The 22,013-nt window shown below is 69.6% G+C and carries 16 protein-coding genes; 3 read left to right on the forward strand and 13 right to left on the reverse strand.

Annotation, left to right across the window (positions count from 1 at the left end):
- Positions 1-53 precede the first annotated feature (53 nt).
- A complete protein-coding gene (locus QZW52_RS08725; protein WP_293997424.1) occupies positions 54-2,387 on the forward strand; it encodes a helicase C-terminal domain-containing protein in 2,334 nt (777 codons plus the stop codon).
- Here the strand turns inward: QZW52_RS08725 and QZW52_RS08730 are convergent.
- On the reverse strand, positions 2,376-3,020 hold the full coding sequence (locus QZW52_RS08730) for a GDSL-type esterase/lipase family protein (protein ID WP_293997427.1): 645 nt from the start codon (positions 3,018-3,020) through the stop codon (positions 2,376-2,378). The two genes, QZW52_RS08725 and QZW52_RS08730, sit on opposite strands and share 12 nt — an antisense overlap.
- 184 nt (positions 3,021-3,204) lie before the next feature.
- Positions 3,205-3,711 carry a TlpA disulfide reductase family protein gene (locus QZW52_RS08735; protein ID WP_293997429.1) on the reverse strand — a complete coding sequence of 169 codons (507 nt, stop codon included), beginning with the start codon at positions 3,709-3,711 and terminating at the stop codon, positions 3,205-3,207.
- An 84-nt stretch (positions 3,712-3,795) separates the two neighbouring features.
- Between QZW52_RS08735 and QZW52_RS08740 the strand changes: the two genes are divergently transcribed.
- Positions 3,796-4,140 carry a c-type cytochrome gene (locus tag QZW52_RS08740; protein WP_293997432.1) on the forward strand — a complete coding sequence of 115 codons (345 nt, stop codon included), beginning with the start codon at positions 3,796-3,798 and terminating at the stop codon, positions 4,138-4,140.
- An 18-nt stretch (positions 4,141-4,158) separates the two neighbouring features.
- Positions 4,159-5,439, forward strand: a complete 1,281-nt coding sequence (locus QZW52_RS08745) for an NAD(P)/FAD-dependent oxidoreductase (protein ID WP_293997434.1) — start codon at positions 4,159-4,161, stop codon at positions 5,437-5,439.
- 11 nt (positions 5,440-5,450) lie between these two features.
- Here QZW52_RS08745 and soxB read toward each other — a convergent pair whose 3' ends face one another.
- The 11 genes from soxB to QZW52_RS08800 all read right to left on the reverse strand — a co-directional run bounded on the left by soxB (position 5,451) and on the right by QZW52_RS08800 (position 22,013).
- Entirely contained in the window at positions 5,451-7,193 is a 1,743-nt protein-coding gene (gene soxB / locus QZW52_RS08750) for a thiosulfohydrolase SoxB (RefSeq protein WP_293997455.1), read from the reverse strand.
- Between the two features lie 56 nt (positions 7,194-7,249).
- On the reverse strand, positions 7,250-7,903 hold the full coding sequence (gene soxX, locus QZW52_RS08755) for a sulfur oxidation c-type cytochrome SoxX (protein ID WP_293997457.1): 654 nt from the start codon (positions 7,901-7,903) through the stop codon (positions 7,250-7,252).
- Between the two features lie 14 nt (positions 7,904-7,917).
- Entirely contained in the window at positions 7,918-8,733 is an 816-nt protein-coding gene (gene soxA / locus QZW52_RS08760; protein WP_434738297.1) for a sulfur oxidation c-type cytochrome SoxA, read from the reverse strand.
- Between the two features lie 5 nt (positions 8,734-8,738).
- A complete protein-coding gene (gene soxZ, locus QZW52_RS08765) occupies positions 8,739-9,050 on the reverse strand; it encodes a thiosulfate oxidation carrier complex protein SoxZ (RefSeq protein ID WP_293997459.1) in 312 nt (103 codons plus the stop codon).
- A 37-nt stretch (positions 9,051-9,087) separates the two neighbouring features.
- The gene (gene soxY / locus QZW52_RS08770) at positions 9,088-9,546 is read right to left on the reverse strand and encodes a thiosulfate oxidation carrier protein SoxY (RefSeq protein WP_293997461.1); all 459 of its coding nucleotides are present in this window, start codon (positions 9,544-9,546) and stop codon (positions 9,088-9,090) included.
- 20 nt (positions 9,547-9,566) lie between these two features.
- Entirely contained in the window at positions 9,567-10,661 is a 1,095-nt protein-coding gene (locus tag QZW52_RS08775; RefSeq protein WP_293997463.1) for a c-type cytochrome, read from the reverse strand.
- Positions 10,645-12,048: a sulfite dehydrogenase gene (gene soxC / locus QZW52_RS08780; protein WP_293997465.1), complete on the reverse strand. Its 1,404-nt coding sequence runs from the start codon at positions 12,046-12,048 to the stop codon at positions 10,645-10,647. Before soxC ends, QZW52_RS08775 begins: the two co-directional genes overlap by 17 nt.
- Before the next feature lie 14 nt (positions 12,049-12,062).
- Complete coding sequence (locus tag QZW52_RS08785; RefSeq protein ID WP_293997467.1) at positions 12,063-12,356, reverse strand: ArsR/SmtB family transcription factor; 294 nt, start codon at positions 12,354-12,356, stop codon at positions 12,063-12,065.
- Between the two features lie 153 nt (positions 12,357-12,509).
- Complete coding sequence (locus QZW52_RS08790; RefSeq protein WP_293997469.1) at positions 12,510-14,303, reverse strand: putative bifunctional diguanylate cyclase/phosphodiesterase; 1,794 nt, start codon at positions 14,301-14,303, stop codon at positions 12,510-12,512.
- A 10-nt stretch (positions 14,304-14,313) separates the two neighbouring features.
- On the reverse strand, positions 14,314-16,869 hold the full coding sequence (locus tag QZW52_RS08795) for a hybrid sensor histidine kinase/response regulator (protein WP_293997471.1): 2,556 nt from the start codon (positions 16,867-16,869) through the stop codon (positions 14,314-14,316).
- The gene (locus QZW52_RS08800) at positions 16,866-22,013 is read right to left on the reverse strand and encodes a cadherin domain-containing protein (RefSeq protein ID WP_293997473.1); all 5,148 of its coding nucleotides are present in this window, start codon (positions 22,011-22,013) and stop codon (positions 16,866-16,868) included. The genes QZW52_RS08795 and QZW52_RS08800 overlap by 4 nt, the downstream gene beginning before the upstream one ends.

The raw sequence follows: 22,013 nt of genomic DNA on the forward strand, positions 1-22,013 counted from the left end.
CCGGGCATGGGGCTGCGGCGCGTGGGGGAGCTGGTGCGGGCTATGCTCGGTGGATGGAGCTGCCCGCCGAACAGGAACCCCTGCCGCTGACCGTCGCCGTGCGCGCCCTGTGCGCGTTCACCGCCAAGGCGGGCGATCTGGACGTGCGCTTCACCCCGGCGCCGACCGCACTCGAAGGCATCGAGGGCCACGCCGTGGTGGCGTCCCGGCGCGGCACGGGCTACCAGAAAGAGATTGCGCTGTCCGGCCGCCACGGCGAGCTGCTGGTGCGTGGCCGGGCCGATGGTTTCGATCCCGACAAGGGCCGGCTGGAGGAGATCAAGACCCACCGCGGCGCCAGCGCCCTCGCCCGCCAGCCCGCCAACCACCGGGCACTGCACTGGGCACAGGCCATGGTCTACGGCTGGCTGCTGTGCGCGCGCGACGGGCTTGAACAGCTCGAACTCGCGCTCGTCTACTACGACATCGGCAGCCGCCAGGAAACCGTCTTCACGCAGACGCTGGACGCCGAGGCGCTGCGCCTGCACTTCGTCCAGCGTTGCGACGCCTACATCGCCTGGGCGCGGCTCGAACAAGCGCACCGCCGCACCCGCGACGCCGCGCTGGCCGTGCTGCGCTTCCCGCACGCCGATTTCCGCACCGGCCAGCGCCCGCTCGCCGAAGCCGTCTTCAAGGTCGCCCGCGCCGGCCGACCGCTGATGGCGCAGGCGCCCACCGGCATCGGCAAGACCATCGGCACGGTGTTCCCGCTGCTGCGGGCGATGCCCGGCCAGCAGATCGACCGGGTGTTCTTCCTCACCGCCAAGACCTCCGGCCGCGCACTGGCGCTCGACGCGGTGGCGACACTGCGCCGGGCGGAGCCGGACCTGCCGCTGCGGGCGCTGGAACTGGTCGCCCGCGAGAAAGCCTGCGAACACCCGGACAAGGCGTGCCACGGCGAATCCTGCCCGCTGGCGGAGGGCTTCTACGACCGCCTGCCTGCAGCGCGCGAGGCAGTGCTGGCCGTGCCGGTCTGGCACCGCGAGGGCGTGCGCAGGGTGGCCTTGGCGCACAGCGTCTGCCCGTATTACCTCGGGCAGGAACTGGCGCACTGGAGCGATCTGGTCATCGGCGACTACAACCACTTCTTCGACCTCAGCGCGATGCTGCACGCGCTGACGCAGCTCAATGGCTGGCGCGTGGCGCTGTTGCTGGACGAGGCACACAACCTCGTCGATCGCGCCCGGTTGATGCACACGGGCGAGCTGGACCAGCTCAGCGTGCGCGGCCTGCGCCACACGGTCCCGAAGGCGCTGCACAAACCGCTGGACAAGCTCAACCGCGTCTGGAAAGCCCTGAACGCCAGCGAGTCGAACGACGGCGCGGACAACACCTACCGCGTGCTGCCCACCCTGCCCGAGGAGCTGATGACCGCGGTCCAGCAAGCCGCCACCGCCGTCCTCGACCACCTCGCCGTGTACCCGACCACCGTGGACGCGGCCTTGCAGGGCTTCCTGTTCGACGCGCTGCACCTGGGCAAGCTGGCCGAGTCGTTCGGCGCACATTCGCTGTGCGACCTGACGCCGTCGCGGGACGGACGAACTTCGGTGCTGTGCCTGCGCAATGTCGTGCCGGCGCCCTTCCTCGGGCCGCGCTGGGCGGTGGCGCACACGGCGACGCTGTTCTCGGCAACGCTGCAACCGCTGGCATTTCACCGCGAGCTGCTCGGCCTGCCAGAGCAGACGGCGTGGATCGACGTGGAGTCGCCCTTCGAGCGGCGGCAGTTGGACATCCACATCGCCCGCGACATTTCGACCCGCTGGCAGCACCGGGATGCCTCGGTCGCGCCCATCGCTGCCCTGATCGCCGCGCAGTACACCGAGCGGCCGGGCAACTACCTCGCCTTCTTCAGCAGCTTCGACTACCTCGACCGGGTGGCCGTGGCGTTCGAGGCGGCGCACCCGGACATGCCGGTGTGGCGGCAGTCGCGGCGCATGAGCGAGCCGGAGCAGGCCGCCTTTCTCGCCCGGTTCGCGGCGGGCGGGCGCGGCGTGGGTTTCGCGGTGCTGGGCGGCGCGTTCGCGGAAGGCATCGACCTGCCCGGCGACCGGCTGATCGGCGCGTTCATCGCCACCCTCGGCCTGCCGCAGGTGAACCCGGTCAACGAGCAGATCCGCCGCCGCCTCGACGCGCTGGTGAGCCGCGACACGGGCAGCGGCTTCGACTGCGCCTACCTGTTTCCCGGCGTGCAGAAGGTGGTGCAGGCGGCCGGCCGGGTGATCCGCACGCCCGAGGACCGCGGCGTGGTGCATCTGATCGATGACCGGTTCGCGGGGGCGCAGGTGCAGGCGCTGATGCCGCGGTGGTGGGGACTGGAATCCGAACCGGCAGCCGATTCAGCCGAGTGAACGCACCGCGTCGGCGATCACCACGCCGAGCCGCGCATGGGCCGCTGCGTCGAGGTGGATGCCCTCCTCGGTGCTGACGGCGATGTGCTCGCCCGCGTCGAGAAAGGCCACCCCGCGCTGCGCCGCTACCGCCCGCATCGCCGCCGCCAGTCCCCGCGCCTTGATCGCCCCGCCGCTGAACATGTCGGCCAGCACGCCGTGTTCCTCGATCGGCGGCGGGCAGACCAGCAGCACCTGCACCCGCGCCGCGCCGGGCCGGGTGTTTTCCAGCACGGTGTCGATCAGCGCGTGGGCCCCCTCGGCGATCTGCGTTGCGCTGGCGCCGAAGCGAGCCTTGAGGTCGTTGGTGCCCAGCATGAAGACAACCACGTCGAGCGGTCGGTGCGCCTGCAGGCTGGCCGGCAGGGTGCGCAGCGCGTTGCGGTCGGCGCCTTCGACAGGGTCATCGCGGCCGATGGTGCGGCCCGGCAGCCCATCCTCGACGACATGCCAGTCGGTACCGAGTGCGGTCTGCAGCACGCCGGGCCAGCGTTCGCTGCGGCCGAGGCGACGGGCGTCGTCGCGGTGGCGCATGGGACAGGTGCCGTGGGTGTTGGAGTCGCCGAAGCCAAGCAGGGTGCGGGTAGAAGTCATGGCCGCAGTCTGCCACCCAGGGCACATGCGGGATGTCGCGGAACAGGTCCATCGCCAGCTTGATGCAGAAGGACTTCTGCTCGGCCAGCCGCGAGGAGGAGGTGGGCATCGATCTCGGACGGGTCCGCAGTCGTCCCGCCGCGGCCTCGCCGCGGTCTCGCTGGCGGGTCTGTGAATCAAGCCCTCAGGTTCGCGCCCACTTCGCCAGCCCCATCACGTCGTCCTCTGCCATCTCGCCGGGGATCACCTCGCGCAACACGCCCTGGCGGTCGATCACGCAGGTCACCGGGTAGCTGCGCCGCGCCGTGAGCACCGGGCGCAGCACGGCCGCGTCCATCGTCGCAGGAAAGGCGTAGCCGTGGCGGGCCATGTACGCCTGGACCTCGGCCGGGTCGGGGTCCAGCGCCGCGGCGATCACCGTCAGCGGCAGGCCGCCGCTGGCGCGCACCAGCTTGTCCAGCCGCTGGTTGGTGCGCTGGCAGTAGCCGCAGTCGGTGGCGAAGAAGATGACCACCACCGCCCGGCCCTGCACCTGCTCGGCCCCCACGCTGCGGCCATCGAGCAGCCGCACCATCGGCCACGGCACGGGCTGGCCAATCGCGGTCGGCGCGGTCGGCGCGGCCTGTGCAGGCCGCAGCAGCCCAGCCCCGGGCAATGCCAGCATCAGCGCCGTGGCTTGGCGCCGGTTCAAGTGGATTCGGGAAAACACTACATTCGTACCCAGTGATATTCAAGACACTATACCGCTGAAGCCATTGCTCCGAGGAGATTTCCCATGCCCCGACCGACCATTGCCACCCGCTGGCTGACCGGTGTGCTGCTGTGCAGCGCCAGCCTGTCGAGTGCCACCGCGGCCCAGGCCAAAGACCAGGAGCGACTGCGCCTGCGCTCGCTGGCCGCCACCTGTGCGCAGTGCCATGGGACCGATGGGCGCGCGGTCGAAGGCGAGGCGCTGGTGCGGCTGGCCGGGCTGCCGCAGGACTACCTGCTGTCGCAACTGATGGCCTTCCGCTCCGGCGAACGCCAGGCCACGGTCATGCACCAGATCACCAAGGGCTACTCCCCGGAGCAGCTTGAATCGCTGGCGAAGTATTTCGCCGCACAGCCCCCCCAGAAGTAAGCCGAGGAGACCCCCACCATGCAACGCAGACATCTCCTCCAGGGCCTGATCGCGGGCGGCTCGCTCGGACTGGCCGGCTGTGCCTCGCTGCTCGACCGCACCTCCGCCTCGAAGGCCAAGGTGCTCGTGGTCGGCGGCGGCTACGGCGGCGCGACCGTCTCGAAGTACCTCCGGCTGCTGTCGGACTACAGCATCGACGTGATGATGGTCGAGCCGAACCGGCAGTTCGTGTCCTGCCCGGTGTCGAATCTGGTCATCGGCGGTCAGCGCCGCATGTCGGACATCACCAGCCCGTACAACGGCCTGAGCGACAAGCACGGCGTGCGCATCGTCCACGACATGGTCACGTCGGTGGACGCGGTGAAGAAGACCGCGACGCTGGCCGGCGGCACCGTCGTGCAGTACGACAAGCTCGTGCTGTCGCCCGGCATCGACTTCCTGTGGGACCAGACCGAAGGCTTGAAGGCCGCGCACGAATCCGGCCAGATCCTGCACGCCTGGAAGGCCGGAGCCGAGACGATGGCCCTGCGCCAGCAGCTCGAAGCCATGCGCGACGGCGGCACCTACGCCATCACCATCCCCGAGGCGCCCTACCGCTGCCCGCCCGGACCCTACGAGCGCGCCAGCGTCGTCGCCGCCTACTTCAAGCGTGCCAAGCCCAGGTCCAAGGTGTTGATCCTCGACGCCAACCCGGACGTGACCTCCAAGCCGGCCCTGTTCAAGAAGGCGTGGGCCGACCTGTACGGCGGCATGGTCGAGTACCGGCCGCAGCACAAGGTGGTGGGCGTCGATGCGAAGACCCGCACCGCCAGGTTCGAGGTGCAGGACGACGTGAAGGCCGACGTGCTGAACGTGCTGCCGGTGATGCGGGCCGGGGCGCTGGCGGTGAACACCGGGCTGGCGAACGCCAACGGCCGCTGGTGCCACGTCAATTTCCTGAACTTCGAATCGACGGCGGCCAAGGACATCCATGTCATCGGCGACGCGATCCAGATTGCGCAAGGCATGCCCAAGTCCGGCCACATGGCCAACTCGCACGCCAAGGTCACGGCCGCCGCGATCGTCGCCGAGCTGCAGGGAATGGAAGTCAACCCGAGCCCGCTGCTCACCAATGTCTGCATGAGCTTCGTGGACGACCAGAACGTCATCCACGTCGCCAGCGTCCACGAGTACCAGGCGGCCAAGAACAGCTTCTTCCCGATCGCCGGCTCGGGCGGCGTGTCGGCGGTGCGCTCGGAGCTGGAGGGGCGTTATGCCGATGCGTGGGCGAAGAACATCTGGGCGGACATGCTGACCTGACGGGCCTTGCGTTAGCCAACCAGCCCGGCCATCCCCGGATTGCCGGCCACACCGACCAGCGTCGGCGTGTTGACCGTGCGCGCCTTGACCCGCCCGCCCTGCCCCTTCAGCCAGGTTTCCACCACGTCCCACACCGGCGGGTGGCCGGCCTTGGACGCCTCTTCCGCCACGGGCGCCCAGCCGGCGACGCGGTAGGTCTTGCCCGCTTCGATCGGCTTGCCCTTCAGGCGCAGGTCGCTGATGCGGCTACCGGCTTTTTCGCCCGGCGTCACCGTGTACTGCAGCCCGCCCACGCGCACCATGTCGCCGCCCTGCTGGTAGTAAGGGTCCGGGTTGAACAGGTTGTCGGCCACGTCTTCGAGCACGGTCTTGATCGTCTCGCCGCTCATCGGGCTGACCGTGGCGTAGGGGTAGGTGATGGCGAGCTGGTCCATCATCCCCTCGCGCGTGACCACGTCGCCCGGCAGCAGCGTCGTGCCCCAGCGGAAGCCCGGCGAGAACGCGATTTCCGCCCCCTGCACCTCCATCAGCGCGTCGCAGATCAACTGGTCCCACGAACCGTTGAAGTTGCCACGCCGGTAGAGCAGCCCGTCCGTGACCGCGAGCTTCTCCGCCAGCCTGGCCTCATGCGGCGCACGCACCTTGGTGATCAGCGCATCCATCGCCGGATCGGCCTGCAACTGGTTGGCGAAGATGGGCAGCAGCCGGTAGCGGAAATCGGCGACCCGACCGCCCTTCACGTCGAAGTCCATCACGCCGAGGAACTTGGTGTTCGAGCCGGCATTCGTCACCAGCGTCTTGCCGCCCGCGTTGCTCACGGGGATCGCCAGCGGCACGCCATCGTGCGTGTGGCCGCCGAAGATCGCGTCGATGCCGCGCACGCGGCTGGCCAGCTTCAGGTCCACGTCCATGCCGTTGTGGCTGAGCAGGACGACGACCTGCGCGCCCTTGGCCCGCGCTTCATCGACCATCTTCTGCAGGTTGTCGTCCTGGATCCCGAAGGCCCAGTCGGCCACCATGTAGCGCGGGTTGGCGATCGGCGTGTACGGAAACGCCTGCCCGATGATGGCGCAGGGCACGCCGTTGATCTCGCGGAGCACATACGGCTTGAACACCGGATCGCCGAAGTCGTTGGTCTTGATGTTCTGCGCCAGGAAATCGACCTTGCCGGCAAAGTCCTTCTCGACGATCTCCTTGACGCGCTCCATGCCGTAGGTGAACTCCCAGTGGCCAGTCATCACGTCCACGCCGAGCAGCTTGGCGGCGTCCACCATGTCCTGCGCGTTGGTCCACAGCGAGGTGGCCGACCCCTGCCAGGTGTCACCGCCGTCGAGCAGCAGTGCGCCGGGGCGGCTGGCCTTGAGCTGCTTCACCAGCGTGGCCAGGGGCGCGAAGCCGCCGATCTTGCCGTAGCGGCGCGCCGCTTGTTCGAAGTCGAGGAAGGTGAAGCCATGCGCCAGCGCCGTGCCGGGGCGCACGCCGATGTGCTTGAGCAGGTGCTCGCCGACGAGGTGCGGCAGTTGGCCCTGCATGGCGCCAAGCCCCAGGTTCACGCTCGGCTCGCGGAAGTGAACGGGCTTCAACTGCGCGTGGCAGTCGGTCATGTGCAGGAAGCTGACGTTGCCGAAGGCCGGCAGGTCGTACAGCCCCTTCTGCGCCGTCGCCGCGTCGGCCTCGGCGTAGCGGCCCAGGCCCATGCCCGCCACGGACGCCGCGCCGAGCACCTGCATGAAATCGCGTTTGGAGAGGCTCATGGATCAGCAGTCAGTGATATTTGCAGTGGATGCCCGCAGGCGCGGACAGGACGGGCTTACCGGTTGACCGGCGACTTCGGGTCGAGCAGCAGCGCCATGACGTGGCGGATCTGTGCCTCGTCGAGGATGCCCATGTGACCGAAGCGCGGCATCTGCGAGCAGGCGTTGTAGGCCCGCGCGTTCCACAGCTTGGTCCAGGTGTACGCGACGATCGGCCTGGACGCCTCGCTGGCCGGGTCGGTGACGCCGCGCAGCTTGCCGTACTGGTAGAGGCTCGGGCCGATGGTACCGAAGGAGATTTCCTGCGGGCTGATCTGGTGGCAGTTGTAGCAGTTGCCGCCGTTGACGGTCTTCGCGTCGTCGGTGAAGGTCAGGCCGCGCCCGCTCTGGGCAATGGCCTCGCCGAGCTTCCAGTCGCCGAGGTACTGGCCGTCGCCGGGCGGCTTGACCGCCTTCAGCTCCGCCTCCTCGACTGCCTTGGCGACGGCAGCGGGCAGTTCCTGGCCCAGCGCCTTGGAACAGGCGTCGTTGGCGGCGTCCTGCTGCAGCCGGTCCACCTTGGCGATGCCCTCGTCGCGGAAAGCGCCGCGGATCACGGCCACCGCGTCGTGGTCGCGCTCGGCGGCCGTCGGTCCCGTCGCACAGCCGACAGCGAACGCCGCCACGGCCAGCGCCACAGCCGTGAGCGTCATGGTTTTGAACGTCTTCATGCAGTGCTCTCCCTTCAACGCTTGATGGACGGCGCGACCGACACCGCGCCCTTGGCGTTGACGCCCATGTAGGTCGCCAGCGCCACCGTCAGCTCCGAGCCGAAGCCGGGGTACGGGAACCGCTGCTGGCGGAAGCAGTCGTTCAGGCGCAACTGCATGCCCCACATCTGCCCGTTGCTGACCCGGTAGGCGGGCCACGCCGCGAAGCCGACGCCATCACCGGGGTTCTTCGTGAGCTGCGGCAGATCCTGCAGGCGGATGCGCTTGCCTTCCTCGCCGTGGCAGGTGGCGCAACTGAAGTCGTGCGGGCCACCGCGGTAGAAGAAGGCACGCTGGCCGATGGCGTACATGCGCTGCTCCTGCGCATGGGCCTGGGGCAGGTTGAACTTCAGGCCCTTGGACTCGGCGGCGATCCAGGTCGCCAGCGCGGTGACGTTGTTCTGCTCGCCCTTGCCGAACGGCGTGCGGGCGATCTCGGCGCCGTCGAAGCCCTGCAGCGTCTCCATGCACGTCACGAGGCGCGACTCCAGATCCTGCGCACGGCCGGTGTCCTTGAAAAACCGCGGCAGCTCCACGAACACGCCCTTCACGACACCCGGCCCCTTGCCGAGGTCGCACTGCTCCAGCGTGGCGTTCTTCGGGCCGCGTTTGTGCTTCCAGAGGTCTTCGCCCTTGGCCTCGAACAGCTCGGCCGGGTTGCCATCGGCGAGCATGGCGCGGTATTCGGCGATGCCGTCGGCGGCGGATTTCTGCGGAGCCTGCGCCTGTGCCTGCGCCCACAACGGCGCCGCGCAACCCAGGGCCAGACCGATCAGGAAGGTGTTGCGCATGGTGGTCAGCTCACGGTGGCTTCGTCGGTGCGCTTGTCGCCGCGGTTGTCGGTCCAGCCCACGCTGACCTTGTCGCCCGCCTTGGCGCCCTTGAGGTTGAACTGCAGGAACGGGTTCTTCGACACCGAAGGCCCCCACTGCGCCGTCAGCACCGTCTTGCCGTTGAGCGCGGCGGTGACTTCCTGGATGTACCAGGCGGGGATCAGCTTGCCGGCCGCGTCCTTGCGCTGGCCGGTTTCCATCTCGTGGCCCATCAGCACCCGCACGGTGGCCTTGTCGCCGGAAGCTTGTGCGCGGATGCGCATCGGATCTGCCATGTTCTGCTCCTGTCTTGCGTGTTGAGAAGGTCTTGGATCAGCCGCCGCAGCCGCCGAGCGTGACCTTGACTTCCTTCTGCGCGAACAGCACCTTGCCGTCGTGCAGGACCGCCACCGCCATCACGTTCGACGACTGGCCCATCTTCACGCGGGTGTTGAAATTCGCCTCGACCGCGTCGCTCACGTCGAACGCCGCGCACAGCATCGACGGGTTCTTCTCCACCAGGAGCAGCATCCGCTTGACCCCGGCCAGACCGGTCGCACAGCCCAGCGGCACGACGGCGCCGTTTTCGGCGATGTCCGGGCCGGTGATGGTCACGTCCTTGCTCTCCACCGGAGTGGAAATGCCCAGCGCCTTGGTCAGGTCGGCCATGGTCTTGGCGTCGAAGGCGGCAGCGGCGTATTCGGCCTGCGCGGCCGTCGGCAGCAGGCCAAGACCGGCCAGCATGGCGGCCACGCCAGCACTGCGGCCGAGTAGTTCGCGGCGGGTTTGCATCGGGGTTCTCCTGGGTGAATTCATGGCTTGGCACCTTCGACCAGCCACTGGCTGATCATACGGGCCTCGGTATCGGTCAGCGTCTGGGGGGGCATCGGGATTTGCCCCCACACCCCGCTGCCGCCTGACTGGATCTTGCCGGCCAGATACGCCACACCGTCGGCGCGGCCGCTGTACTTGCCGGCGATCTCGCGGAAGGCGGGGCCGACCAGCTTGCTGGCCACGGCGTGGCAGGCGGTGCAACTGTACTTGGACAGCAGCGCCTTCGTCGCCACCGGCGTATCGGGCGCTTGGGCCGCAGCGGGCGTGGTCGCCATCGCCACAGCCCCTGCCGGCTTGGTCGTGTCCGCGCCGCGCTGGGCACCGACGAGGCGGTTCTGCTCCGCCAGGTTGCCGTGGGCGTTGCGGGCGAACTCGGGCAGGAAGGACGCGACCTTCGGCTCGGGCACGCAGTTCGCCATGCAGGCGGTGGCGTTCACATCCGGCTTGCCGGTGGTCTTCATGGCCTTGCCGGGCCACATCCCGTGGTCGAGCGACATGCCGTTGCGGTTGGGCATCCGGGCCTGGACATCGGCGATGTTCTTGTCCGACATCACGTAGTGGTCCGGCACCACCCCGCCCAGGTTCAGCAGGTAGGCGGTGACGGCATAGACCTCGTCGGCCTTGAGCGACTTGGGCTGCGTCCACGGCATCGCGCGGTGGATGTAGTCCCACAGCGTCGAGACGCTGGACACCTTCATCAGCGTCGTGCGGCCGGGGTAGGACGTGTCGGTCAGCTTGGCGACGCGGCCGGTCTGGATGTCGGCCGCCGTGGTGCCGCCGACCAGCGGGCTGAACACCTCGTTGGACTCGCCGAACACGCCGTGGCAGTGGGCGCACTTGCCCTCCCACACCTCCTGCCCCTGCGCGACCGAACCCGACCCCTTGGGCAGGCCCTTGAAGTCGGGGCGCACGTCGATGTCCCAGGCGGCGAGTTCCTTTGCCGTCGCCGGGCGGCCGATGCCGGGCATGGCCGACGGCGATTGCGCCAGCACCGTGCCGGACAGCGCCACGAGCACGGCGGCGATCAGACCCGACCGGATCGACCGGATCAACGGCTCACGAGAGCTGGACATTCTTCACCTCCCCGCTTTCCTGCACCAGCCAGGTCTGGACAGCGTTGTTGTGGTAGATCGACCGCGTGCCGCGCACGGCGCGCAGTTGCCGGTAGGTCGGCTGGACGTAGCCGGTGTCGTCGGTGGCGCGGCTCTGGATCAGCGCGGGCTTGCCGTCCCAGACCCAGTCGAGGTTGAAGCGGGTCAGCGCCTTGTGCTGCACCGGGCCTTCGAGGCGCGCCGGGCGCCAGTTGCGGCCCCCGTCCACCGAGACATCGACCTTCTTGACGCGCCCCTTGCCCGACCACGCCAGGCCGGTGATGTTGTAAAAACCCTTGTCGAGCAGCACCTGACCGCCCGAGGGCGTCGTCACCACGCTCTTGCACTCCTGCACGTTGGTGTACTGCCGGTGCAGGCCGCCGGGCATCAGGTCCATGTAGTGGACCGCCTCGTCCTTGGCGCCGTAGGGCATGTCCCCGACCTCGATGCGCCGCAGGTACTTGACCCAGCTCACGCCCTGGAGGCCCGGCACGACCAGCCGCAGCGGGTAGCCGTTCTCCGGGCGCAGCATCTCGCCGTTCTGCCCGTAGGCGACGAAGACCTCGCCCGACTCGACCAGCTCCATCGGAATCGTGCGCGTCATCGACGACCCGTCCGCGCCCTCGGCCAGCACGTAGCGGGCGCGCCGGTAGTCCACGCCGCACAGGTCCAGCAGGATCTTCAGCGGCACGCCCGTGAACTCGCTGCAGCTCACCATGCCGTGCGTGTACTGCACCGTCGGCACGGCGACGTTGCCCCACTCGACCGCCGTGTTCGCGCCGCACTCGATGAAGTGGATGCGCGACACCGAGGGCAGCCGCATGACCTCGTCCACCGTGAAGACCTTGGGCGTCTGCATCAGCGTGGGGTCGGAGCCGTTGAGCATCAGGCGGTGCTGGCTCGGGTCGATGTCCCACCAGCCCTGGTGGTGGCGCTCGAAGTGCAGACCGCTGGGCGTGACGATGCCGAACAGCGACTGCAGCGGCGCGAACGACACCGACGCCTGCGTGGTCTGCGTCAGGCCGGGACTCTGGCGGCGTTGGACGTTGCGCTCGAACTGGGACGGCACGCCGTAGCCGTTGTTCGCCGCGACGCCCTGCCCCAGCCCGGTGCTGTGCGCCGGCAGGTTCAGGATGTGCGGGTCGCCGCCGTCGGCGGGCACCGGGTTGGCCTGTGCCCGCGCCAGTGGAGCGGCGCCGGCAGCAGCAGCCCCGGCGAAGGCACGGCGGATGAACTCCCGCCGGCCGGCCTTGGCTTCCTGGAACACGGTGCGGACACCGGCCGGGTCGAGGAAGTGCTCGGGGGCCTTGCGCAGGCGGCCGGACAGGGACGGTGGATGCGATGGATCGCTGACTGGATCGCTGGACACGACAAAACTCCTCTTCAACGCCTGGAACCATCCCGCATGGCCACGCACAGCGCCTGCACACGGTCGTTGGCGATGCGGTACCAGCGTTGCGGGCCGACCCGCCGCCGGGCCACGATGCCGCGGCGGTACAGCACCGCCAGGTGCTGCGACAAGCTGGGGCGGCTCACCGCGATCTGCTCGGCCAACTGGCCGACGTGCTGCTCGCCGTCGAGCAGCACAAAGACAATGCGCAACCGGATGGGCGCCGACAGCAATCCGAACAGCTCGGCCGCCACGGCGAAGACCCGGTCGCTGTCGGAATCACCCACAGAACACCCGTTCTGGACTGCAGCGTTGCAAACTACAGTCCGTCTGACTATTTAGATATAAGCACAGACGGATATTATGGGTATCCAAGCCCCTCGGCTCTTGGTAGAAACACGGGGGTGCGGGCCGAACAGGCGGTGGACCCGCCAAGTCCGTCAGACCCGCATCGGCATTCCGTTGACTTCGCGCACCTTGGCGATGAACTGCTCGGCCGGCAGCGCGGGGCTGCACAGGAAGCCCTGGTAGCAGTCGCAGTGCAGCGACTGCATGGCCGCGCGCTGGTCCTCGGTCTCCACGCCCTCGGCGACCACGCGCATCCCCAGGCTGTGGCCGAGCACGACCAGCGCCCGCACGATGGCGGTATCGGTGCGGTCCTGCGGCGTCCCCTTGACGAAGGAGCGGTCGATCTTGAGTTCCTGCACCGGGAACTGCTTGAGGTAGCTCATCGAGGAGTAGCCGGTGCCGAAGTCGTCGATCGACAGCTCGACACCGAGGGCGCGCAGTTCGTGGAGCTTGGTGGCCGTCGTGTCCACGCGGTCCATGAGCATGCTTTCGGTGAGTTCGAGCACGAGCTGCTTGGCCGGCACGCGGTGGCGCTGCAGGGCATCCTGGGTGGTCTTGAGCAAGGTGCCCGAGACGACGCTGTGCCGCGCCACGTTCACCGCCACCCGCACCGCCAGCCGGTGCTCCACCCGCCATTGCGCCAACTGCGCGCAAGCCCGCTGGATCACCCACTCGCCGATCTCGACGATCAGCCCGCACTCCTCCGCGATCGGGATGAAGCGCCCCGGTGGCACCAGCCCCATGACCGGATGCTGCCAGCGCAGCAGCGCCTCGGCGCCGACGATGTGGCCAGTGCGCAGATCGACCTTGGGCTGGTAATGCAGCACCAGCTCGTTGCGCTCGATGGCACCACGCAGTTGCGTCTCCAGCAGCAGCCGCTCGACCGAGACGGTGTTGATCTTCTCGCTGTAGAACTCGACCCCGTTGCGCCCGCTGGCCTTGACGTGCTGCATGGCCACGCCGGCGTTGCGCAGCAGCGAGGCGTCGTCGGCGCCGTCGTCGGGAAAGATGGAGATGCCGATGCTGGGCGTGAGGAACACATCCTGCCCATCGACGTGGAACTTGAGCGACAGCGCGTCCAGCACCTGCCGCGACACCCGGCTGGCCGCCTCGGGCGTGGGGATGTCGGGCATCAGCAGCGCGAACTCGTCCCCGCCCAGCCGCGCCAGGAACGGCGAGTCGCCCAGCCGCTGGCCGAGCAGGCTGTGGGTGGCGCGGGTGGTCTGGCGCAGCCGCTCGGCCACCGCCACCAGCAGCAGGTCGCCCGTGCCGTGGCCGAGGGTGTCGTTGATCTGGCGGAAGCGGTCGAGGTTGAGGTGCAGCAGCGCCAGCGTGCCGCGGCTGCAGCGGGCACGCACCAGCCCGGCCTTGAGCTGCTCGACGAAGACGCGCCGGTTGGGCAGGCCGGTGAGCGGGTCATCGTTGGCGAGCCGGTCCTGGTAGACCTTGAACGCCAGGCTGTTGCGCACGCGGATCTTCAGCTCGCTGGCATCCACCGGCTTGGAGAGGAACTCGGTGGCGCCCAGCTCCAGCGCGCGCAGCTTGCTGGCCGGGTCGCTGGCTGCGGTCAGCACGATGACCGGCGTGTAGCGCAGCCGCTCGTCCTGGCGGATCAGTTGCAGCAAGTCGAAGCCGTTCAGCTCCGGCATCATCAGGTCGAGCAGGATCAGGCCCGGCCGGTGGGTGCGGGCGGTTTCCAGCGCCAGCCGGGGGTCGTGGACCGCCACGAAGCGGGTGTAGCCGGCGTCTTCCAGGTACGCCTGGGCCACGTCGGTCATCATGGGTTCGTCATCGACCATCATCACGGTCACATCCGACAAGGTCGGTGCGGACGGGGTGGCCGGGGCGGACAGCGGGGCAAGGACAGGCGTGTGCTGTGCAGACATGCGTCGGCTCTCAGGCAAGGGTGGTGGCCACGGCGGTCGCACCATCAGGCACCACGATGCGGCGGGCAAGCGCCTGGATCTGGTGGAGGCTGTGGGCCAGACCGGCGCGCTCGCCGGCACGGGCCAGACGTTCGAATTCGCGGGCCGGCTCGAAGAAGACATCGAAGCCGACCGTGCCACCGGCGCCTTTCAGCCAGTGCGCCAGATCGGCCAGATCGTCGATGCGGCCGTCGTCCAGCGCCGACTGCATGGCGGCGAGCTTGCCTGGCAGGGTGCGGCAGAAGGTCCGCACGACACGGGCCAGGCGCGGGTGGTCGGCCAGGCGGGAAACGATCGGCTCGTCGGTGGACACCGGGAGCGCCTGCGCCACGGCCGGGGTGAAGGCTGCCATCACCGGCATCGCCACCTGCTGCCCGCCCAGCCGCACGGCCAGCTCCGCCAGCAACACGTCGATGTCCACCGGCTTGGTCAGGTAGCCGGTGAAGCCGGCGGACTCGATCTCGCGCTCGAAGCCCTTCATCGCGTTGGCGGTCAGCGCCAGCACCGGCAGCGTGCAACCGCGCTCGCGCAGGGTGCGGGTGGCCGTGTAGCCGTCCATCACCGGCATGTTCACGTCCATCAGCACGAGGTCCGGCACCTCACGCGCTACCACGTCGAGCGCCATGGCACCGTCGTGCGCTTCCAGCACGGTCAGGCCGACCGACTCCAGCACCAGCCGCACCAGCTCGCGGTTCTCGGCGCCGTCGTCCACCACCAGCACGCGGCCAGACTCGAAATGCCAGTGGACGGTGCCTTCGGGGGCCTGCACCCGCTGGGCTGCGGCCAGCGTGGCCGGAGCCAGCCAAGTCGCGGTGGCCTCGATCGGACCCGTGTCCAGCGTGACGTGGAAGGTGCTGCCCTGCCCCGGCGTGCTGCTGACGGTCACGTCGCCGCCCAGGGCGCGGGCGAAGCGCCGGCTGATCGCCAGGCCCAGGCCAGTGCCGCCGAACTGGCGCGTGGTCGATGCCTCGGCCTGCACGAAGGGCTCGAAAATCGCGTCGAGCTTGTCGGCCGGGATGCCGATGCCGGTGTCGGCGATGTCGATGCCCAGGCGCGGCGCTCCGTCGGTGCCTCCTGCAACGGCACCCACGCACGCTGGTGGCATGCGCAGCGTCACCGTGACCCCGCCTTGCAGCGTGAACTTCAGCGCGTTGCCAATCAGGTTGGTGACGATCTGGCGCAGGCGGGCCGGATCGGTCAGCACCTGCGCGGGCAGCGGCTCGGGGAAGACGACACGGAGCTGCACGCCCTTCTCTTCCGCCCGCAGCCGCATGATGTCCGCCACCTCGTGGACCACCTCGTGGACCGCGCAGGGCACCCGCTCCACCTCCATGCGCCCGGCCTCGACCTTGGACAGGTCCAGGATGTCGTTGATCAGCGCCAGCAGGTGGCGGCCACTGCCGAGGATGGTGTCGAGGTGGCGGCGCGTGTCCTGCGGGTTGTTCTGCCAGCCGCGGCGCAGCAGCTCGGCGAAACCCAGGATGGCGTTCATCGGCGTGCGGATCTCGTGGCTCATGTTGGCCAGGAAGTCGCTCTTGGCGCGGTTGGCGGCCTCGGCCTCGTCGCGGGCGAGGCGGAGCTGGACTTCCTTTTCCTCCAGTGCCGTCACGTCGTCAAGGCTGATCAGCGTGCCGGCCGGCTGCCCGCTCGGGCCGGGCACGGGCGAGGCATTGACCATGAAGGTGCGGGCGCGGCCGTCGGCGTCGATCAGGTGCATCAGCACGTTGCGCCGCGGCTGGCCATCGGTGAACACCTGCTGCCACGGCGTGTTCTCGGTGCCCGGCAGGACGGGTTGCGACCAGCCCAGGCCCGTCGCCGGCTGGCCGATCATGGCGTCGCTGTCCTGCCCCACCACCTCGCTGAAGGCCCGGTTCGCCAACACGATGCGCCCGGCGGGGTCCAGCACCATCAGCCCCTCGGCCAGCGTGTCGAAGGCGGTGCGGACCCGACCGGGGATCACGCGCGACGGATCGAGGTGGCGCAGCATCCGGCGCAGATAGCCATAGAACAGCCCGAAGCAGCACAGCGCCGTCGCCCCGACCAGCAGCTCGGTCGAGCCGATCCAGGAGCGCCAGTCCGTGTGGACGTGCAACGGATCGAACTGCAGCTCCGCCAGCCCCCACGGCTCGCCGCCCTGCACGAGCTGGAGGCGCAGGTGGGTCTCGGTCGAGTGGGTGACTGTCCCGGCGTTCGTCCCGGCCGCCAGCTCTGACTCGGCCGACGGTGTACCTGCCTGCAGGTGCAGCACGCCGTCGGCGCGGCGCAACCGGATCCCACGCAGCGATGGGTTGCGCTGCACCACGAAGTCCAGCACCTGCTGCAACCGGCTGCGGTCCTCCTCGCCGAGCATGGCCATGCTGCTGGCCGCCACGGTCTCGGCCAGCGTGACGCGGGCATCCCGGACCACGCTGTCGCGGTCGGGAATCAGCCCGACGAACTGCGCCGCCAGCAGCACGCTGACCACCAGCGAACTCAAGCCCAGCGCGAGGTGAAAGCGCGAGGAGAGGTGTTTCAGACCGAGCTTCATGCAGGCGTCTCCGGCAGATCAGGGGCAGGTGCAGGGGCTGAGGCCAACCCAGCGACCGGGCGCACCAGCAGGCGGCGGGCCTTGCTGAACAGTTTCTCGATCGGGTCGTCCTCGCCCCCGTCGTCGGCGCCATCGGTACCAGCGCCACCGCCCCCGGTACGGCGCATCTCGGCCAGCACCGGCAGCGGGTCCATCCCCGCCCAAGCCGGCACGACCGACATCAGGCTGGTCATCAGCACGCCACCGCGCACCAGCCAGATCACATAGCCGACCGACACCCCGGTCGAGATCAACGCGGTCGAGGCCAGTGACACCATGCCGGCCTGGTGGGCCTCGCCCACCTCTTGGCGCAGCCGGTCGAGCTGTTCAGCCAGTGCCGTGCCCGTGCGGACGCTCAGCGAGTTCAGGTTGGTGCCGAGCTGCTTGGGCGCTTCGGCACCCTCGGAGGGCAGATCCAGTGCCAGCTCGCCCCCCTGCACAGCCACAGCCATAGCCGTGGCCGTGGTCAATGCAGATCCACCGCGTGCGGCGACCATGCGTGTCACCGCCGCCGCCACATCGACCACCCGGCTGCCACGGGACACCGCGGCCTGCTCGGGCTGGGCCGTTTTGCCCAGACCCAGGCTGGCGTCGTCTGCGGCCAGTGCAGGCATCTCCCGTGCGGCGGCGCGGCGGGTACTGTCGATCGCCGCCGCCAAGGTGGCGGCCGAAGAGGCCGCACCTGCCGACGGCACCACCGCCGCATCCCCCGCCGCCAGCCCCACCAGGGTCAGCTCGGTCGCGGTCGCCGCTGCGGTGGCACTCTGGCGCTCCAGCGCGGGCGAACCGATCTGCACCTCCGAGACACCATCGCTGAGCCGCAGCGCGTAGGACGCCGCAGTGCTGCCCACCGGGGCCACCCAGACCACCTGCGCGGCATCCAGCTCGGCCTGCGTGAAGACCTGCACCACCGTGCCCGGTGCCACCACGCGCTCGAACTGCCCGCCCGCCACCGCATCGACCCGGTAGGTCAGCGCCGTCGCGGGCGTGTCGGGGTCGCTGGCCTGCAGCACCAGCGTGACCGTGCCATCGCTCAGCAGCAGCACATTGCGGCGCACCACCGGCGCCTCGTCCACGTTGGTCACGGTGATCTGCAGCGCCTGCTGTGCCGTCAGCACACCGTCGCTGACCTCCACGGTCACGTCGTAGCGGTTGTCGCCATTGGCATCCGTGGGCTGCTCGCGGTCGGGCGCCTGGCGGAAGGACAAGGCACCCGTGGCCGCATCGATCTGGAAGCGCGCCGCGTCCGCTCCGCCCACCACCGCATAGTGCAGCCGCACATCGGCATCGACATCCGTGCCGACCACCGTGGTGACGGTGGCCGTGTTCTCCGCCTGGTCCAGCGCCAGCGTCGCCGCCCCGCCGCCGCTGACGATGCGTGGTGCGTCGTTGACAGCGCGCACCTGCAGCGACGCCGCCAGCGCCGTGCCCGCCTGCCCATCGCTCACCATGCCGGCCAGCGCCACGGCACCGTGCCAGTCCGCCGCCGGATCGAAACGCCAGCGACCGCCGCCCAGGTCGGTCAGTGTCCCCTCGCCTGCCGCCAGGCGCAGGGTGGACACGGTCAGTGTGTCGCCCTCGGCATCGGTGGCGCCGGCCAGCAGCTCCGCGGCGGTGATCACGCGGGCGGTGTCTTCGGCCACCGTGCCCAGATCGACTGCGGCCACCACGGGCACGTCGTTCACCGGCGTGAAGGCCACCACTGCGGCCTGCGCCGCCAGCGTGGTCGTGTCGTCGGCAAGCGCCAGCGTGTACACCGGCGCCGCCTCGCCCCCATCGGCCACGAAGCGGATCGCACCCGCGTCGGCCTCGGCCTGCGTGAAGCGCGTGACCGCCACGCCCGGCACGGCGACCTGCTCGAAGCGCCCGCCCGACAGAGTCTGCACGGTGTAGACCAGCCGCGCTGCCGGCGTATCGACATCGCTGGCGACCAGCACCGGGCGGGCCGTGCCGCCTTCGAGAATGGCCAGCGCGTTGGTGTCCAGACGCGGCGCCTCGTCCACGTTGTCCACCACGATGGTCAGTGCCTGCGACACGCTGTGCAAGCCGTCGCTGGCGCTGACGGTCACGTCGTAGGTACCGTCAGCACCCACATCGCGGGGCGTCTCGCGGTCGGGCGCGGCGACCCAGCGCAACGCGCCTGTCCTGGCATCGACCGTGAACAGCGCAGCGTCTGCCCCGCCCGCCACGGTGTAGGTCAGCGTGTCGGCGGGCAGGTCGGCATCGCGGGCCTGCACCTGCGTGATGTCCAGGGTGTTTTCGGCGACATGGCGCAGCGCGGTGGCACCACCGCCGTCGCTGGTGATGACCGGCGCCGTGTCGTTGAGCGGCTGCACGGTGATGCGCAAGGTCTGTGCGGCGGTGTGCAGGCCGTCGCTGACCTGCACGGTGAGGTCGTAGACGTTGTCGGCGCCCTGGTCGAGCGGTGTTTCGGCGTCGGGTGCAGCAGTGAAACGCAGTGCGCCGCTGACCGGATCGAGCGTGAACCATGCGGCATCGGCACCGCCCGCGAGCGTGTAGCGCAGCGTCTCGGCGGGCAGGTCGGCGTCCTGGGCCTGCACCTGGGTCACGGCGGTCTGGCCTTCCTGCACGGACAAGGCCGCGGTCGCGCCACCGCCATCGGACGTGATGACCGGGGTGGCGTCGTTGACCGCCGTGATGGCGATGGTGAAGGCCATGGCCATGCTGCTGCCGTCGGCCGAGGTGGCGCGCAGGACGATGCCCCGGCTGGCCACACCTTCCTCCTGCACCGAGCGCGCCAGTGTCACGGCGCCCGTGCTGGCGTCCACGGCGAAGCGCCCGCCGGCCGAATCATCGAGCGTGTAGGTGACGGTGCTGGTCGTGGCGTCGTCGTCCTTCGCGCTGCCCTGCACGCCCACCGCCGTGCCGACTGCGGCGTTTTCCAGCACGGCATCGGGCTGCGCATCGGCGTCCGCCAGGCGCGCCACGCCGAACTCGTTCACGTCGGTCACGTCCACCGTGAAGTCTTGCGTCCACGCGCTGCCATCGGCCGAGGTGGCACGCACGGTGAGGGTGTGCTGCAGGCTGGCCTCGGCGTTCAGCCCACCGGCCACCGTGACCACGCCCGTGTTCGCGTCGATGGCGAAACGCCCGCCCGCGTCGTTGTCCAGCCGGTACGTGACCAGGTTGCGGGTCACATCGCCATCGACAGACTCCGCCCGCACGCCCACCGCGGTGCCGACCACGGCGTTCTCCGCCACGGTGTTCGGGGCCGCGTCGGTGTCGTCCATCCGCACGAGGTCGAACTCGTCCACGTCCGTCACCGCCACGGTGAGGGACTGGATCGATTGGCTGTGGTCGCTCGACGTGGCCTGCACGCGCAGGGTGTGCTGCTGTGCGGCTTCAGCATCGAGGGCGGCGGCGACGGTGATGACGCCCGTGTTCGCGTCGATGGCGAACCGCCCGCCCGCGTTGTCGAGCAGCGCGTAGGTGACGGTGTTGTTCGTCACGTCGCCATCGCTCGCCTGGGCCGTGAACCCGATCCGCGTGCCGATCGCCGCGTTCTCCGCCACGCTGTCGGGTGCAGCGTCGGTATCGGAAATGGGTCCGACAGGCACTTCGTTCACGTCCTGCACCGCGACCGTGGTGGTCAGGAACTGCGCGCTGCCGTCGCTGGACAGTGCCCGCACGGTCAGGCTGTGGACCTGCGCGAACTCGGCGTCCAGCGCCCGCGCGATGGTGATGACGCCCGAGCTGGCCTCGATCGAGAAGCGCCCGCCCGCGTCGTCGGTCAGTGCGTAGCTCACGACATGGTTCGTGGCGTCGCGGTCCTGCGCACTCGCGGTGATGCCGACGACGGTGCCGACCGGGTCGTCTTCGCGCACGCGGTTCGCCTGGGGGTCGTTGTCCGTGACCGGGGTGATGCCGTATTCGTTCACGTCCTGCACGGCGATGGACACGGTCAGCGTGGTCGTGCTGCCATCGGCCGAGGTGGCGCGCACGGTCACGGTGTGGACCAGCGCGGTTTCCGCATCCAGCAGCCCTGCCACGGTGAGCACGCCCGTGCTGGCGTTGATGGCGAACAGCCCTCCCGACGAAGTGTCGAGGCGGTACGTGACCGTGCTCTGGGTCGCGTCGGCGTCGTCGGCCCGCATCTGCACGCCCACGGTGGTGCCGATGGCGGCGTTTTCCTGCACGGTGTTGGTGGTGGTGTCGGTGTCGTGCAGGGCACCGATGGCGAACTCGTTGACATCGGCCACCGTGAGGGTCAGCGCCTGGGTGTCGAAGCGCACGCCGTCGCTGGTCTGGACGGTGACTTCGTACCCGTTGTCGGCACCGGCATCCCGCGGCCTTTCGGCGTCCGGTGCGGCCACGAAACGCAGCACGCCGGTGCTGGCATCGAGGGTGAACAGCGCCTGGTCCGCGCCGCCGACGAGGGTGTAGGTCAGCGGGCCGGGGGCCACATCGGCGTCGGTGGCGGTGACGGTGGTGACGGCGGTGGTGTTCTCCTGCACGGTCAGCGCCGCCGTGGCCCCACCGCCGTCGGAGCCGATGACCGGCGCGAACAGGTTCACCGGGGTGATGGCCACCGAGAAACGGACCGTCGCGACGCTGCTGTCGGCAGAAGCCGCCTGCACGAGGAGGGTCTGGAGCGTGTTGGTGTCGGTCGTGATGCTGCGGGCCAGCGTGACGACACCGGTGCTGGCGTCGATGGCGAAGCGCCCGCCCGCGTCGTCGAGCAGCGTGTAGGTGATCTGGTTCAGGGTGAGGTCGGCGTCGCGGGACCAGGCGGTGATGCCCACGGCGGTGCCCACGGCGTCGATGTTCTGCACGGTGTTGACGGCCGCGTCATTGTCGGTCGGCACGGTGGCGTCGAACTCGTCGGCGTCCTGCACGGTGATGGTGAAGCTTTGGCTGGAGACGCTGCCATCGGCCGAGCGGGCCTGCGCGGTGACGGTGTGCGCCACCGCGGTTTCGGCGTCGAGCGCCCGCGCCACGGTCACGGTCCCGGTGCTGGCGTCGATCGCGAAGCGTCCGCCCGCGTCATCGGTCAACGTGTACGCAACGGTGCTGTTCGTCGCATCCGCGTCTGTCGCCTGCGCCTGGTATCCCACCGCCGTGCCCACCGCCGCGTCCTCGCGCAC

It is taken from the genome of Sphaerotilus sp. (assembly GCF_013299175.1).
GTDB lineage: Bacteria > Pseudomonadota > Gammaproteobacteria > Burkholderiales > Burkholderiaceae_C > Sphaerotilus.